This window comes from Escherichia sp. B1147, assembly GCF_001660175.1.
Taxonomy (GTDB): domain Bacteria; phylum Pseudomonadota; class Gammaproteobacteria; order Enterobacterales; family Enterobacteriaceae; genus Escherichia; species Escherichia whittamii.
Map to the genome: position 1 here is coordinate 167,927 of NZ_LFHY01000008.1, position 16,069 is coordinate 183,995.

The 16,069-nt window shown below is 46.7% G+C and carries 18 protein-coding genes; 11 read left to right on the top strand and 7 right to left on the bottom strand.

Translation table 11 applies throughout. From position 1 onward, the window contains the following. Position 1 precedes the first annotated feature (1 nt). The gene (prlC, locus tag A9180_RS08130) at positions 2–2,044 is read right to left on the bottom strand and encodes an oligopeptidase A (RefSeq protein ID WP_021550035.1); all 2,043 of its coding nucleotides are present in this window, start codon (positions 2,042–2,044) and stop codon (positions 2–4) included. Positions 2,045–2,246: 202 nt separating this feature from the next. Between prlC and rlmJ the strand changes: the two genes are divergently transcribed. Then, a complete protein-coding gene (rlmJ, locus tag A9180_RS08135; RefSeq protein WP_064527755.1) occupies positions 2,247–3,089 on the top strand; it encodes a 23S rRNA (adenine(2030)-N(6))-methyltransferase in 843 nt (280 codons plus the stop codon). A gap of 71 nt (positions 3,090–3,160) precedes the next feature. After that, positions 3,161–4,513: a glutathione-disulfide reductase gene (gene gorA, locus A9180_RS08140; RefSeq protein ID WP_064527757.1), complete on the top strand. Its 1,353-nt coding sequence runs from the start codon at positions 3,161–3,163 to the stop codon at positions 4,511–4,513. Positions 4,514–4,566: 53 nt separating this feature from the next. On the opposite strand, the gene dinQ is transcribed toward gorA, so the two are convergent. Next, positions 4,567–4,650: a damage-inducible type I toxin DinQ gene (gene dinQ, locus A9180_RS23865; RefSeq protein WP_001295215.1), complete on the bottom strand. Its 84-nt coding sequence runs from the start codon at positions 4,648–4,650 to the stop codon at positions 4,567–4,569. Between the two features lie 744 nt (positions 4,651–5,394). Between dinQ and arsR the strand changes: the two genes are divergently transcribed. The 3 genes from arsR to arsC are packed head-to-tail and all read left to right on the top strand — an operon-like array spanning position 5,395 to position 7,530. Next, the gene (gene arsR, locus A9180_RS08155) at positions 5,395–5,748 is read left to right on the top strand and encodes an As(III)-sensing metalloregulatory transcriptional repressor ArsR (RefSeq protein WP_064527761.1); all 354 of its coding nucleotides are present in this window, start codon (positions 5,395–5,397) and stop codon (positions 5,746–5,748) included. A gap of 54 nt (positions 5,749–5,802) precedes the next feature. Further along, entirely contained in the window at positions 5,803–7,095 is a 1,293-nt protein-coding gene (gene arsB / locus A9180_RS08160; protein ID WP_064527763.1) for an arsenite/antimonite:H(+) antiporter ArsB, read from the top strand. Positions 7,096–7,104: 9 nt separating this feature from the next. After that, positions 7,105–7,530: a glutaredoxin-dependent arsenate reductase gene (gene arsC, locus A9180_RS08165; protein ID WP_064527765.1), complete on the top strand. Its 426-nt coding sequence runs from the start codon at positions 7,105–7,107 to the stop codon at positions 7,528–7,530. 20 nt (positions 7,531–7,550) lie between these two features. Here arsC and A9180_RS08170 read toward each other — a convergent pair whose 3' ends face one another. Then, positions 7,551–7,871: an ArsR/SmtB family transcription factor gene (locus A9180_RS08170; protein WP_064527767.1), complete on the bottom strand. Its 321-nt coding sequence runs from the start codon at positions 7,869–7,871 to the stop codon at positions 7,551–7,553. 105 nt (positions 7,872–7,976) lie between these two features. On the opposite strand from A9180_RS08170, the gene A9180_RS08175 reads away from it, so the two are divergent. The 3 genes from A9180_RS08175 to A9180_RS08185 all read left to right on the top strand — a co-directional run bounded on the left by A9180_RS08175 (position 7,977) and on the right by A9180_RS08185 (position 10,922). Then, entirely contained in the window at positions 7,977–9,053 is a 1,077-nt protein-coding gene (locus A9180_RS08175) for a permease (protein WP_064527769.1), read from the top strand. Positions 9,054–9,666: 613 nt separating this feature from the next. Further along, positions 9,667–10,236 (top strand): Slp family lipoprotein, encoded by a 570-nt coding sequence (locus A9180_RS08180; RefSeq protein WP_064527771.1) that lies wholly within the window; start codon positions 9,667–9,669, stop codon positions 10,234–10,236. A gap of 155 nt (positions 10,237–10,391) precedes the next feature. Next, entirely contained in the window at positions 10,392–10,922 is a 531-nt protein-coding gene (locus A9180_RS08185) for a helix-turn-helix domain-containing protein (protein WP_064527773.1), read from the top strand. A 42-nt stretch (positions 10,923–10,964) separates the two neighbouring features. Here A9180_RS08185 and A9180_RS08190 read toward each other — a convergent pair whose 3' ends face one another. The 3 genes from A9180_RS08190 to hdeA form a co-directional block, all read right to left on the bottom strand. Continuing rightward, entirely contained in the window at positions 10,965–11,612 is a 648-nt protein-coding gene (locus A9180_RS08190; RefSeq protein ID WP_064528013.1) for an MgtC/SapB family protein, read from the bottom strand. Positions 11,613–11,675: 63 nt separating this feature from the next. Then, complete coding sequence (gene hdeB / locus A9180_RS08195; protein WP_016158878.1) at positions 11,676–12,002, bottom strand: acid-activated periplasmic chaperone HdeB; 327 nt, start codon at positions 12,000–12,002, stop codon at positions 11,676–11,678. A gap of 116 nt (positions 12,003–12,118) precedes the next feature. Beyond that, positions 12,119–12,451, bottom strand: a complete 333-nt coding sequence (gene hdeA / locus A9180_RS08200; protein WP_064527774.1) for an acid-activated periplasmic chaperone HdeA — start codon at positions 12,449–12,451, stop codon at positions 12,119–12,121. A 254-nt stretch (positions 12,452–12,705) separates the two neighbouring features. On the opposite strand from hdeA, the gene hdeD reads away from it, so the two are divergent. Together hdeD and gadE are read left to right on the top strand one after the other, a co-directional pair. Continuing rightward, positions 12,706–13,275 (top strand): acid-resistance protein HdeD, encoded by a 570-nt coding sequence (gene hdeD / locus A9180_RS08205; RefSeq protein WP_064527776.1) that lies wholly within the window; start codon positions 12,706–12,708, stop codon positions 13,273–13,275. A gap of 721 nt (positions 13,276–13,996) precedes the next feature. Then, a complete protein-coding gene (gene gadE, locus A9180_RS08210) occupies positions 13,997–14,524 on the top strand; it encodes an acid resistance transcriptional activator GadE (protein WP_064527778.1) in 528 nt (175 codons plus the stop codon). Here gadE and A9180_RS24915 read toward each other — a convergent pair. Further along, the gene (locus A9180_RS24915; RefSeq protein WP_404825885.1) at positions 14,475–14,828 is read right to left on the bottom strand and encodes a hypothetical protein; all 354 of its coding nucleotides are present in this window, start codon (positions 14,826–14,828) and stop codon (positions 14,475–14,477) included. The genes gadE and A9180_RS24915 overlap by 50 nt on opposite strands. Before the next feature lie 107 nt (positions 14,829–14,935). On the opposite strand from A9180_RS24915, the gene mdtE reads away from it, so the two are divergent. Next, positions 14,936–16,045, top strand: coding sequence for a multidrug transporter subunit MdtE (gene mdtE, locus A9180_RS08220; protein ID WP_316246027.1), 1,110 nt, complete (start codon positions 14,936–14,938; stop codon positions 16,043–16,045). Positions 16,046–16,069: the final 24 nt, after the last annotated feature.

Below are 16,069 nucleotides of genomic sequence, written 5' to 3' on the forward strand. Positions count from 1 at the left end.
ATCAGCCCTTAATGCCGTAATGCTCCAGCATCGCATCCAGTTGCGGTTCACGACCACGGAAGCGTTTGAACAGCTCCATCGGCTCTTCTGAACCACCACGGCTCAGAATGTTGTCGAGGAACGACTGCCCGGTATCACGGTTGAAAATGCCTTCTTCTTCGAAGCGTGAGAATGCATCCGCCGCCAGCACGTCGGCCCACAGGTAGCTGTAGTAGCCTGCCGCATAACCACCGGCAAAAATGTGGCTGAAAGCATGCGGGAAACGGCCCCAGGACGGAGACGGCACCACGGCAACCAGTTTCTTGATTTCTGCCAGGGTTTCGAGGATTTTAGCCCCCTGATCCGGGCGGAATTCTGCATGAAGGCGGAAATCGAACAGACCGAACTCCAGCTGACGCAGAATAAACAGCGCCGCCTGGTAGTTTTTCGCCGCCAGCATTTTATCCAGCAGCTCTTTCGGCAGCGGTTCACCGGTTTCGTAGTGACCAGAGATAAACGCCAGCGCCTCCGGCTCCCAGCACCAGTTTTCCATAAACTGGCTCGGCAGTTCGACCGCATCCCACGGCACCCCGCTGATACCAGATACACCAGCGGTTTCAATGCGGGTCAGCATATGGTGCAGGCCGTGACCGAACTCATGGAACAGAGTGATCACTTCGTCGTGGGTAAACAGCGCCGGTTTACCATTCACCGGGCGGTTGAAGTTACAGGTCAGATACGCAACCGGTTTTTGCAGCGAACCGTCGGCTTTGCGCATCTGACCTACGCAGTCATCCATCCACGCCCCGCCGCGCTTGTTCTCACGGGCGTACAGGTCGAGGTAGAAGCTGCCGCGCAGTTCGTTGTTTTCGTCATAAAGTTCGAAGAAACGGACATCCGGATGCCAGACATCGACATCTTTACGTTCTTTGGCGGTGATGCCGTAAATACGTTTCACCACTTCAAACAGGCCGTTAACCGCTTTGTTTTCCGGGAAGTACGGACGCAGTTGTTCGTCGCTGATGCTGTAGAGATGCTGTTTCTGTTTTTCGCTGTAGTACGCGATATCCCACGGCTGCAGCTCATCGACGCCAAATTCGGCTTTGGCGAAGGCGCGCAGCTGTGCCAGCTCTTTTTCGCCTTGCGGACGCGCACGTTTGGCCAGATCGGTTAAGAAATCAAGTACCTGCTGCGGGTTCTCCGCCATTTTGGTGGCGAGTGATTTAAACGCGTAGTTTTCAAAGCCCAGCAGTTGCGCCAATTCGTGACGCAAGGTGAGGATCTCTTCCATCACCTTGCTGTTATCCCACTTACCGGCATTCGGACCTTGATCTGAAGCGCGAGTGCTGTAAGCACGGTACATCTCTTCACGTAGAGCCTGGTTATCGCAGTAGGTCATCACCGGCAGGTAGCTTGGGATATCCAGCGTCAGCAGATAGCCTTCCAGTTCTTTCGCTTCGGCCTGGGCTTTTGCCGCAGCCAGTGCGCTTTCTGGCATCCCCGCCAGTTCCGCTTCGTCGGTAACAAGTTTGGTCCAGCCCATCGTCGCATCAAGGACGTTGTTGCTGTACTGGTTGCCCAGCTCGGAAAGACGAGTAGCAATTTCGCCGTAGCGCTGCTGTTTCTCTTTCGGCAGACCAATGCCAGACAGTTCAAAATCACGCAGTGCGTTATCAACCGCTTTCTTCTGCGCCGTGTTCAGCGTGGCGTAGTAATCACCATCACGCAGATCGCGGTATGCTTTGTACAGCCCTTCGTGTTGCCCTACCCAGGTGCTGTATTCTGACAACAGCGGCAGGGTTTGTTCGTACGCTTCGCGCAGCTCCGGGCTATTTTTCACCGAGTTCAGGTGGCTGACCGGGGAGAAAATTCGCCCCAGCACATCGTCCACTTCTGCCAGCGGCTGGCAGAGATTTTCCCAGGTGTACGGTGCACCCTGTGCGACTACGCGCTCCACATTTTCGCGGCAGTCATTCAGCGCCTTAGTAACGGCAGGAACCACATGTTCCGGGAGGATTTTAGAAAAAGGCGGGAGTTCAAAGGGAGTCAGTAACGGATTCGTCATTAGCGCAGTCCTGGTTAAAGAGGTTAAGGAAGCGCTCAACAGGCGCTTTACATAATGTTTGTAGCATGGGGTTAAGTGTAGTGAATTTCAATGAGAAACGTTACGCTTTCGCGGCGACAGCCTCTTTTCGGTATACTGTCCTGATATGCTTTTGTGCGCCCCGAATACGGGCCGATTTTTACTTACCGGAACACCTTTACCCATGCTCAGTTATCGCCACAGCTTTCACGCTGGCAACCACGCCGACGTCCTTAAACATACCGTTCAGAGCCTGATCATCGAGTCGCTGAAAGAGAAGGATAAACCGTTTCTCTATCTCGATACCCACGCGGGTGCCGGGCGTTATCAGTTAAGCAGCGAACACGCCGAGCGCACTGGCGAATATCTCGAAGGTATCGCCCGTATCTGGCAGCAGGACGATTTGCCCGCAGAACTGGAGCCATATATCAATGTGGTAAAACACTTCAACCGTAGCGGACAGTTGCGTTACTACCCTGGCTCGCCGTTGATTGCCCGTCAGTTACTGCGTGAACAAGATAGCCTGCAACTGACCGAGCTACACCCGAGCGATTACCCGTTGCTACGTTCTGAATTTCAGAAAGATGGCCGTGCGCGCGTAGAAAAAGCCGACGGTTTCCAGCAGCTTAAGGCCAAACTGCCGCCAGTTTCCCGCCGTGGTTTAATCCTTATCGACCCGCCGTATGAAATGAAAACAGATTATCAGGCGGTGGTCAGCGGGATAGCAGAAGGCTACAAACGTTTCGCCACTGGCACTTACGCATTATGGTATCCGGTGGTGCTGCGTCAGCAAATTAAGCGCATGATCCACGACCTGGAAGCGACGGGTATTCGCAAAATTCTGCAAATTGAACTGGCGGTACTGCCAGACAGCGATCGCCGTGGCATGACCGCTTCCGGCATGATTGTGATTAACCCGCCGTGGAAGCTGGAACAACAGATGAATAACGTGCTGCCGTGGCTGCACAGCAAACTGGTTCCGGCAGGCACCGGGCATGCCACCGTAAGCTGGATCGTGCCAGAGTAATTGCAGCCATCGCTGGCACCTATTACATCTCGCGCTACAATCGCGGTAATCAACGATAAGGACAATATGTCATGACTAAACACTATGATTACATCGCCATCGGCGGCGGCAGCGGCGGTATCGCCTCCATCAACCGCGCGGCTATGTACGGCCAGAAATGCGCGCTGATTGAAGCCAAAGAGCTGGGCGGCACCTGCGTGAACGTCGGCTGCGTACCTAAAAAAGTGATGTGGCACGCGGCGCAAATCCGTGAAGCGATCCACATGTACGGCCCGGATTATGGCTTTGATACCACCATCAACAAATTCAACTGGGAAACGTTGATCGCCAGCCGTACCGCCTATATCGACCGTATTCATACCTCCTATGAAAACGTACTCGGTAAAAATAACGTTGATGTAATCAAGGGCTTTGCCCGCTTCGTTGATGCCAAAACGCTGGAAGTTAACGGTGAAACTATCACGGCCGACCATATTCTGATCGCCACCGGCGGTCGTCCGAGCCACCCGGATATTCCGGGCGTGGAATACGGCATTGATTCCGATGGTTTCTTCGCTCTCCCAGCGTTGCCAGAGCGCGTGGCGGTTGTTGGTGCGGGTTACATCGCCGTTGAACTGGCGGGCGTGATTAACGGCCTCGGCGCGAAGACGCATCTGTTTGTGCGTAAACACGCGCCGCTGCGCAGCTTCGACCCGATGATCACTGAAACACTGGTCGAAGTGATGAACGCCGAAGGCCCGCAGTTGCATACCAACGCAATTCCGAAAGCGGTAGTAAAAAATGCCGATGGCAGCCTGACGCTGGAGCTGGAAGATGGTCGCAGTGAAACGGTGGATTGCCTGATTTGGGCGATTGGTCGTGAGCCTGCCAATGACAACATCAACCTCGAAGCAGCTGGCGTGAAAACCAACGAAAAAGGCTATATCGTCGTCGATAAATATCAAAATACCAACGTTGAAGGTATTTACGCGGTGGGCGATAACACGGGGGCAGTGGAACTAACGCCAGTCGCAGTTGCAGCGGGTCGTCGTCTCTCTGAACGCCTGTTTAATAACAAGCCGGATGAGCATCTGGATTACAGCAACATTCCGACCGTGGTCTTCAGCCATCCGCCGATTGGTACTGTTGGTTTAACGGAACCGCAGGCGCGCGAGCAGTACGGCGACGACCAGGTGAAAGTGTATAAATCCTCTTTCACCGCGATGTATACCGCCGTCACCACACACCGCCAACCGTGCCGCATGAAACTGGTATGCGTTGGAGCGGAAGAGAAGATTGTCGGTATTCACGGCATTGGTTTTGGTATGGATGAAATGTTGCAGGGCTTCGCGGTGGCGCTGAAGATGGGCGCAACCAAGAAAGACTTCGACAATACCGTCGCCATTCACCCAACGGCGGCAGAAGAGTTCGTTACCATGCGTTAAATGTTAAAGGGCTAAGAGTAGTGTGCTCTTAGCCCTTAGCTACGTTTCCGCTATCAGTTCAAAAGCTGAAGCAGGAAGCGGATCAGTTCCAGCAGCGCAATTAACGCCCCAAGAACGATGATTGCTTTATCAATCACCCGTTTTCTCCATGCGATGGAGTGAGAATGCATCCGCTTACTCATCCATTGCCTGTCACGGCGCATGTCCCATTGTTAGATGACGACTATCTCACTCCGGCCAGAGCATCAGTTAACGGCACCACCCGTACTTCTGACCAGGACTTTGAAAGCGTTTATGCGCATTGCCAGAGTGAAAATGCCTCAGAGCTAACTGGATAATCATACAGTACGTGTAGGTGATAAAACCAGCACGTCCTTGCAATAGTTTCAGTATGGTATTAGCATTGATGCGTTAGATGATGGCTATCTCACTCCAGCCAGAGCTACCAACTCAGGGCTGAAAAGTAAAAAACCGACGACAAGTCGGTTTTTTTACGTCCTGATTCGGACAAGGCTTAATACGGCGATGACCCGGTGAAAGTATATAAATCGTCTTTCACTGCGATATATACCGAAGAGCCCCCTCCGCCAGCTGAAGAAATCGCTAACGCTTGCAATGTTAGCCACTGGCTAATAGTATTGAGCTGTTAGATGATGGCATTCTCACTCCGGCCAGAGCCACCAACTCGGGGCTGGAAAGTAAAAAACCGACGCAAAGTCGGTTTTTTTACGTCCTGATTCGGGTCATTTTTTCAAATGAATACCCAACTCAAAATTCACACCTATTACCATCCTCTGTACCTACGCATTCGTTAAACCATATATGTTTTTGACTTATCCGCTTCAAAGATAGACACTACCTGCAACAATCAGGAGCGCAATATGTCATTTCTGCTACCCATCCAACTCTTCAAAATTCTTGCCGATGAAACGCGTCTGGGCATCGTTTTACTGCTCAGTGAGATGGGTGAGTTATGCGTCTGTGATCTCTGTACAGCCCTGAATCAGTCGCAGCCCAAGATCTCACGCCACCTGGCATTGCTGCGTGAAAGCGGGTTATTGCTGGATCGCAAGCAAGGTAAGTGGGTTCATTACCGCTTATCACCGCATATTCCTTCCTGGGCGGCGAAAATTATTGAGCAGGCCTGGCGATGTGAACAGGAAAAAGTTCAGGCTATTGTCCGTAATCTGGCCCGACAAAATTGTTCCGCAGACAGTAAGAACATTTGCAGTTAAAAAATTTATCTAAAGACATATGGATTATCGAATGTGTTTTATCAGGGAGGCATTATGTTACTGGCAGGCGCTATATTTGTCCTGACCATCGTATTGGTTATCTGGCAACCGAAAGGTTTAGGCATCGGCTGGAGTGCGACATTAGGCGCAGTACTGGCGTTAGTTACGGGAGTGGTCCATCCACACGATATTCCAGTGGTATGGAATATTGTCTGGAACGCAACTGCCGCATTTATTGCCGTTATTATTATTAGTCTGCTGCTGGATGAGTCCGGCTTTTTTGAATGGGCGGCGCTGCACGTTTCACGCTGGGGCAATGGACGCGGTCGCTTGCTGTTTACCTGGATTGTCCTGCTCGGTGCCGCCGTTGCCGCCCTGTTTGCCAATGATGGTGCGGCGCTTATTTTGACGCCGATTGTCATCGCCATGCTGCTGGCTTTAGGGTTCAGTAAAGGCACTACGCTTGCGTTCGTGATGGCTGCCGGATTCATTGCCGATACCGCCAGCCTGCCACTTATTGTCTCCAACCTGGTGAATATCGTTTCGGCAGATTTCTTTGGCCTCGGTTTTCGCGAATATGCCTCGGTGATGGTGCCTGTTGATATCGCCGCGATTGTTGCCACTCTGGTGATGTTACATCTCTATTTTCGCAAAGACATTCCGCAAAACTACGATATGGCGCGGCTGAAATCTCCCGCAGAAGCGATTAAAGATCCCGCTACCTTCAAAACTGGCTGGGTTGTTTTACTGCTTCTGCTGGTAGGATTTTTCGTCCTTGAACCACTCGGTATTCCGGTGAGCGCCATTGCAGCGGTAGGTGCGCTGATTTTGTTTGTGGTCGCTAAACGCGGTCATGCGATTAATACGGGTAAGGTGCTACGCGGTGCGCCCTGGCAGATTGTCATCTTCTCGCTCGGCATGTATCTGGTGGTTTATGGCCTGCGCAATGCCGGACTTACGGAATCTCTTTCTGGCGTACTCAACGTGCTGGCGAATCACGGCCTGTGGGCCGCGACGCTCGGTACTGGATTCCTCACCGCTTTCCTCTCTTCTATTATGAACAATATGCCAACGGTACTGGTTGGCGCATTGTCCATTGATGGCAGCACGGCATCTGGCGTTATCAAAGAAGCGATGATTTACGCCAACGTGATTGGCTGCGATTTGGGGCCAAAAATTACACCGATTGGTAGCCTGGCGACGCTGCTCTGGCTGCATGTACTTTCGCAGAAGAATATGACAATCAGCTGGGGATATTACTTCCGTACAGGGATTATCATGACCCTGCCTGTGCTGTTTGTAACGCTGGCCGCGCTGGCGCTACGCCTCTCTTTCACTTTGCAATGAGATACTGAAATGAGCAACATTACCATTTATCACAACCCGGCCTGCGGCACGTCGCGTAACACGCTGGAGATGATCCGTAACAGTGGTACAGAACCGACCATTATCCATTATCTGGAAACACCACCGACGCGTGATGAGCTGGTAAAACTCATTGCCGATATGGGGATTTCCGTTCGTGCGCTGCTACGTAAGAACGTTGAACCTTATGAAGCGCTAAACCTTGAAGAAGATGATTTAACTGACGCTCAGTTAATCGACTTTATGCTGCAACATCCCATCCTCATTAACCGCCCGATTGTTGTGACGCCTCTGGGTACGCGATTGTGCCGCCCTTCAGAAGTCGTGCTGGAAATTCTGCCAGATGCGCAAAAAAGCGCATTCACCAAGGAAGACGGCGAGAAAGTGGTTGATGAGGCGGGTAAACGCCTGAAATGACTAAAGGGGGATATGCCCCCTTATTTGTTCTCCGCGGCTCCTTCGCCATCTGTTTTGCTGTTTACACAGCACTCCTCGCGTAAGAATTCAATTATCGCTTCCAGCATTGCGTATTGCGAAACACACATCAGCGTCCGGCTCTCACGGTTTTGCTTAACCAGCCCTACGGATACCAGTGCGGAAATGTGGTGGCTGAGTGTCGAGCCCGGGATCCCAAGCTGCTTTTGCAAATCACCGACAGGTAAACCTTGTTCCCCGGCTTTGACAAGATGTTTAAATATGAACAAACGGGTCGGGTGACCTAGCTCTTTCAGCGCTTTAGCAACTTCTTCCAACTGCATGTGACCCCCTCTGTCTGGTTGACATTTCGATAATACCAGAAATATCTTGATCTGAATTTTATTTCGATTATTCTGGAAATATAGATTTATCCAATGAGGTTACATATGAGTAGTTGGCTTGCGATGCTGCAAGATGCCGCAGAGATGTTTGTGTTTCTCGCCGTCGAGCTTTCTTTACTGTTTATAGTGATTAGTGCCGGTGTCAGTCTGATAAGACAAAAGGTGCCTGACCATAAAATCCAGCAGATGATGGGGGCAAGAAAAGGGAAAGGCTACCTTCTGGCAGCTCTATTAGGGGCCGTTACCCCTTTCTGTAGTTGCTCGACAATACCTATGTTACGTGGATTGTTATCGGCAAAAGCCGGGTTTGGTCCGACCCTCACTTTTTTATTTGTCTCACCGCTACTTAATCCCATTATCGTCGGGCTAATGTGGGTGACCTTTGGCTGGAAAGTCACATTGTTGTACGCAATTATCGCTGCCGGTGTCTCAGTCCTCGCCAGTATTGTCCTGGATTCTCTGGGATTTGAACGCCATATCATTGCCAATAAAAGCTCATCAGCAAGTTGTTGTACTCCGTCCAAAGCTTCGACAACAACTGCGCCAGAGACAACATATACGCCGCTCAAAGTGAGTTGCTGTAGTTCAGCCGCAAACCCCATCATTAACATACAGACAATACGAAACGAGCAGTACGTATCAGGGTGCTGCCCTGCTAACCCCATTGAGAAATCCACAGTAAACTGTTGCAGTGCCGAAGCTGAGGTAAGTATTAATCCCATAAAATTAGCTATGAATGATGCATTGCAGCAGTTTAAAGACGTACTGCCCTATCTTTTGTTAGGCGTTTTAATAGGCGCTTTTATTTATGGTTTTATCCCTTCAGAATGGATTGCCACTCATGCAGGAGCAGATAATCCCTTCGCCATTCCGCTAAGTGCAATTGTCGGTATTCCGCTGTATATCAGGGCTGAGGCAGTGATACCGCTTGCATCCGTTCTGATGACGAAAGGAATGGGTCTGGGAGCATTAATGGCCCTGATTATCGGTAGTGCCGGAGCAAGCCTGACAGAAGTAATATTGCTTAAATCAATGTTCAGAATGCCGATGATAATCGCATTTTTGACGGTTATTTTAAGTATGGCTATCTTGATGGGTTATTTGACTCAAGTGCTGTTTTAAAAAAGTCTAATATAATGTTATAGATAGAATTGTTAGTTCCTAATCAATCTAAGTAGAAAATCATGGATTCAACATCAATTAAAAATCACAATAATCTTAATTAACGAATTGACTAAAAAATTGATAGTCCCATCAACAAGAAAAGGACAATCGTGCTTCTCTGACTTCTTGTCAGAGAAGCAATATATCTTTCTAACTGTTTTGCTCATTTTTAAAGAAGAGACTTTAATAACTAATACAGCACGATTTCAAATAATTTAAACATGCATCCATGGTCTGATGTAAAAGACACTAAACATAGATTGAAAATCGATATTCTAAGTGGTGAAAAAGCATACAAAATTTCATCTGAATGTGTTATCATCGCGTTGAAGATTAACACTCTATAGTCATCAAATGAATAATATGATTTTTGTGATTTTAAAATAAATAGATTATGTTCCATACCACATATAATAATATCACCCCCAATATTTCCCGCATTGAACTAAACGCAAGCCATATAAATATCAGACAGTTTTTCACTACTATCAGGCATATCACTTAAGAATCAGATGAAAACCATAAATAAATATCTATTATGGTTTTAACATTTGTTGATAAGGATAGTAACATGAACAAGTCAAAAGGTGCTCTCATCGTCAGCCTTGCATTATTGCTTGCCGCGTGTAGTTCTATTCCACAAAATATCAAAGGTAACAACCAGCCTGATATTCAGAAAAGTTTTGTTGCTGTACATAACCAACCCAATTTATACGTTGGTCAGCAGGCTCGTTTTGGCGGTAAAGTGCTTAACGTCATTAATGGTAAAACAGATACACTGTTAGAAATCGCAGTATTACCGCTGGATAGCTATGCAAAACCGGAGATTGAAGCAAATTATCAGGGCCGGCTTCTTGCCAGACAAAGTGGTTTCCTCGACCCAGTAAACTACCGTAACCACTATGTCACCATCCTCGGAACCATTCAGGGCGAACAACCTGGCTTTATCAATAAAGTCCCATATAACTTCGTTGAAGTGAATATGCAGGGAATTCAGGTGTGGCATTTACGAGAAGTAGTGAACACCACCTACAACCTGTGGGATTACGGCTACGGCGCATTCTGGCCAGAACCCGGCTGGGGCGGCACACCTTACTATACCGATGCGGTTAGCCAGGTAACGCCAGAACTGGTCAAATAACATTACTTGAAGATGCGGATATTGATGAAGTATCTGCATCTTCGAACACATCCAATTAATGCACAGCAAGCTCATTAGTATAATTATAAGCACTGTCCTGTTAATTACTTTTGGCAGCCTGATTATAAAGTTAATGTCCGCAACAGGAGTCGGTTATGTTTCTTATAATTACCAGGGATATGATGTTCTTCACCGCGATGAAAAGCATCCTGAATAAAGGTAATGTCGTCCATATACAGACCGAAGAAGAAATCGACTTAACGTTGCACCAAAATTCCTTAGTCATTATTGATACATTAATGAATAATGTATTTCATTCAACATTGCTCAATAAAATTAAACGATTGAATCCCATTCATGTAATCATTTTCTCACCGTTTAATATAAAACGTTGTCTGGGGAAAATACCGGTGACGTTTGTTCAGCGGGCCATCACGATCATCGACTTTATCGCGCTCATCAATGGCAGTTACTGCTCTGCGCCAGAAGCTGATGTTTCACTCTCATGCAAACAGCATCAGGTTCTTACCTGCATTGCCAATCAAATGACGACGGAAGATATTCTGGAACAACTAAAAATATCATTAAAAACGTTTTACTGTCATAAGCACAATATCATGATGATCCTCAACCTTAAGCGGATCAATGAACTGGTGCGCCATCAACATATTGATTATCTGGTCTGAGTTGTGAGCGGTACGGCAAACCAGGCTTCCCTGCCGCACACATTAACTTATCGAGACACCTATCACGCCTGCCATTCCCTTCAATAACCGCAATAGATTTTCAATTGATGTCATAGCCCGAAGCTGAATATCAATAGCAACTACTTCATGATCTTCATTTTCTTGTAATGAGACTAAGTCAGCTTTGATTTTTTGCTGCTTAAACCAATCGAGCATCGACACCGTATGACCGTTCACCAACGTAAGCTGTAAATGGTAATTTTTATTCATCAAGCGGTAGGTTAATTGATGAAAAACTTCCAGCACCAGCAAAGCCATTATTGAACCATAGATACCCAGTTCATACATACCACTGCCAATCACCATGCCGATGGCTGCCGTTACCCAGATATCCGCTGCAGTGGTGAGGCCGACAATATTTTGATTACGAACGAGGATGTTACCCGCACCGATAAAACCGACGCCAGTGACAACCTGAGCGGCGATACGGCTGGGGTCCAGTCCGACATGATCCAGCGCCAGTACGTCAGCAAACCCATATTTCGACACAATCATAAACAGGGCGCTACCCATACCGATTAAGACATGTGTACGAAGCCCAGCCCCTTTGCCGCGCATTTGCCTTTCCATGCCAATAGCACCACAGGCAATAGCGGCCAGGATGAGACGAATAATAAATTCTGCAGTCATATAAAAATGCAAAAAGGAGCAGCAAGATGGCTCAACTTGCTACTCCTTTTTGCTTTATTCCTGTTAATTTGGCAGGACATTTGCCAATTTATCTTTAAAGGTATACAAATTTTTCTGCGGATTTTTCTTACAGTATTCAATCACTTTAGGGATCTGAGTCAGGTCAGTTTCATTTAAGGTTACAGTATCGCCACCTTTATAAACCGTTTCTTCATGCAGCATCCACCATGCAACAGGTGTCATCGCTTTCGGATTCAGGTCAATAAATTCCTGACAAGTCATATCTTTAGCCGATTCATTGGCAGCCAGTGCAGATTGCGCATTAACCAGTGATAGTGCCGCTACAGCGCCAACGAAAACAATGGCTTTACGTAGAGATGCAATATTCATTTTACAACCCATTCAATAAATAATTTATATATAAACAGGAGGATTACCTGCTTTAAAAGCAATATATTCCGGCCTGTTCAATATTTAAGGAAATACGATGTAACGCATTCCCGTAATTACATATCTTTCTTAATTTTGTCCCATTCGCCTTTAACTTTATCTTTAAAGCTGGCTTTTTTATCCTGAGTACAAGCCTGAACGATAGCCGGGGTTACGGTTGCAATACCCTGAACATCTAAAACCGCATCTTCTGGTTTATCTTTGTTATTCAGTGCTTCAGCAAAACCGACTGCAGTCGGCTGGAAGGATTCGTCCACAGCCAGGAAATCTTCACAGGTCCAGGTGTTGACAGGTTTTTTATTGTCAGCTGCTTTTTGTGCATCCGCTGCATTGCTCACAACAGGCAGGAGAAGCAGACCACCAAGAATTACACCTAATACTTTTTTCATCGCAATGTCCTCAACTATAAAGTGAAAGAGCCGTCACGCATCAATTTCGACATTGAGGTTATAACCTGGTTTTTGGGGAATGTCATGTTGAGATAAAATATCAAAATCAGATATTTTTATTTAAATACAACATGTTACATAGGTATCAGACGCATTAATTAGGAAATTTTTATTAAATCACATGCATTCCTGGATGCATTTTTGGCATAGATTGATAGTAGGGGTTTTTCTTCTTAAATTTATAGGGTGGTTCTATGTTGTATATAGATAAGGCAACAATTTTGAAATTTGATCTGGATATGCTTAAGAAGCATCGGAGAGCAATCCAGTTTATTGCTGTGCTACTGTTTATTGTCGGTTTGCTGTGTATAAGCTTTCCGTTTGTCTCTGGCGATATCCTTAGCACGGTCGTTGGTGCATTATTAATCTGCTCAGGCATTGCGCTTATTGTCGGTTTATTCAGCAACCGGAGTCATAATTTCTGGCCTGTATTATCCGGTTTCCTTGTCGCTGTCGCCTATTTATTGATCGGCTATTTCTTCATCCGCGCACCGGAACTGGGAATATTTGCTATTGCAGCGTTTATCGCTGGCTTGTTCTGTGTCGCTGGGGTTATTCGCTTGATGAGTTGGTATCGCCAGCGTTCAATGAAAGGCAGCTGGCTACAGCTAGTCATTGGTATCCTGGATATTGTCATCGCATGGTTATTCCTGGGTGCAACGCCAATGGTTTCTGTAACACTAGTTTCTACACTGGTGGGGATAGAACTAATATTCAGCGCTGCCAGCTTGTTTAGCTTCGCTAGTTTATTCGTTAAAAAATAATCAGTACCAGACCGTCGGCACAGTATTTTCCACACTGCCTCATAATCACTCATAGTGACTATGAGGCATATAACACTCCAGCTTCATATAGCCACCATGGCAAAACATAAACCATCTTTGAAATAATTATCGTGCGATTCATTAAACAACTCTCTGAAACCTTTGTGTTTTTGTTTATTCCACAGCAAATTAGCCATTTCAAACATTATCATGGCTGATATTTTCTGTAGTCAGGTTTAATGTTTAAAAGTGCTGTGGGAAAATGAAATCAAGATTCAGCAAGCATTGACTCAACGAGCGGGGAATTAATGTAGTTAATGTTAATTTTCTAAGAAATTTAAAAAGAAAGCTGGCAATCCAATTGCCAGCTTAAGTAGAAACAAGGAGACTCGATATTTAAATCGGATTACTTTTTTATTCTAGTTTTATTATTTAGAAATCACAAACTTTAAATTGATAACTTATTCTTGGTAAAAAAATGGAAGATGTTAATTTCATGTTAGCACCAACAAATTTATAACAACCAGGAATGTTACCTAGGATCAATATATGGAGTGTGTGATGGATAATTTTCAAGTTTTGATTAGTGTTAATAGACGTATTAGTTCACGAAGGGCAACGTTCTTATAGGCGTTTACTATATTGAACAACGAATTCGGACATGGATGTAAATAATGAAAAGGATGACATGTTCGAAACAATAACGGCTAAGGAGCAAGTTATGATTTTTCTCATGACGAAGGATTCTTTTCTTTTACAGGGCTTTTTGCAGTTGAAAGATAATCACGAAATGATAAAAATCAATTCCCTGTCAGAGATCAAAAGCATAGGCAACAAACCATTCAAGGTGATCATTGATACCTATCATAATCATATCCTTGATGAAGAAGCGATTAAGTTTCTTGAGAAATTAGATGCCGAAAGAATCATTGTTCTGGCACCTTACCACATCAGTAAACTTAAAAGTCAGTCGCCTATCTTTTTTATCAGCCGTAAAGAAAGCATTAAAAATCTGATTGATATTACTTATGGAAAACACTTACCCCATAAGAATTCTCAATTATGTTTCTCGCATAATCAATTCAAAATTATGCAATTAATCCTGAAAAATAAAAATGAAAGTAATATCACGTCAACGCTGAAAATTTCGCAGCAGACATTAAAGATCCAGAAATTCAATATTATGTACAAGCTGAAACTTAGACGTATGAGCGACATCGTGACTCTGGGGATCTCTTCTTATTTTTAAGAAGGAGTTGATGTGGCCCGGCAATAAGTGCCTGAAATTGACGGCTGGCATGACGAGGGATGCAAATGCTGACTCCATTACTCCCGGTGATAACCAAAGGAGAAGCGAAAACGAACTTATTCCCCTGGTTTATGTATCCACCAGTAGAAACCTTCGTTGCCCGGATGCAGACAGAGACTGTCGGCAGAACGGCAACATTTTTTTTGCCATCTAAATCGCCACATTGGTCACTCGACCTGCTCGCACCATCACAGGCATACATCCCCATGACCTGCACTATGTCGCTGGTCTGTAAATCCCTCATACCTCTCCCCGCACGCAATTCAAAGAACCGTTATTTCTCACGAGTTTTCAGGGACTAAAATGAACAGAAAAAGAATACTGTTAATACCGTTGTTATTCTGCGGCGTAATACTCACCGCCTGCGATGACAAATCAGCGCAAAATGCAGCTTCCATGACGCCAGAAGTGGGCGTGGTGACGCTCTCCCCCGGCTCAATCAATGTCATGAGTGAACTGCCCGGCAGAACTGTTCCTTATGAAGTTGCTGAGATTCGCCCGCAGGTGGGCGGCATCATCATTAAACGCAATTTTATCGAAGGCGATAAAGTTAACCAGGGCGATTCGTTGTATCAGATTGACCCTGCTCCGTTACAAGCAGAATTAAACTCTGCCAAAGGTTCGCTGGCTAAAGCTCTCTCCACCGCCAGCAATGCCCGCATTACCTTTAACCGCCAGGCATCGTTGCTGAAAACCAACTACGTCAGCCGCCAGGACTATGACACGGCGCGAACTCAACTCAATGAAGCTGAAGCGAATGTCACCGTCGCCAAAGCTGCCGTTGAGCAGGCGACCATCAATCTGCAATACGCTAATGTCACCTCGCCTATTACTGGCGTCAGCGGGAAATCGTCGGTGACCGTCGGCGCATTAGTCACCGCTAATCAGGGAGACTCTCTGGTAACCGTGCAGCGTCTGGACCCGATTTATGTCGATCTCACCCAGTCAGTGCAGGATTTTTTGCGCATGAAAGAGGAAGTCGCCAGTGGGCAAATCAAACAGGTTCAGGGCAGTACGCCAGTACAGCTTAACCTGGAAAATGGCAAACGTTACAGCCAGACCGGCACGCTGAAATTTTCTGACCCGACGGTAGATGAAACCACAGGTTCCGTCACGTTGCGTGCAATTTTCCCCAACCCGAATGGCGACTTGCTGCCTGGTATGTACGTTACGGCTTTAGTGGATGAAGGTAGCCGCCAGAATGTGTTGTTAGTACCGCAAGAAGGCGTCACCCACAACTCCCAGGGCAAAGCGACGGCGCTCATTCTGGATAAAGACGATGTCGTGCAGTTACGCGAAATTGACGCTACCAAAGCTATCGGAAATCAGTGGGTTGTTACCTCTGGTTTGCAGGCTGGCGATCGGGTGATCGTTTCCGGTTTGCAACGCATTCGTCCGGGTATCAAGGCACGCGCAATTTCCTCCAGCCAGGAAAACGCCAGCACCGAATCGAAACAATAACGTTGCAGGCTTAAGGGGACTTTC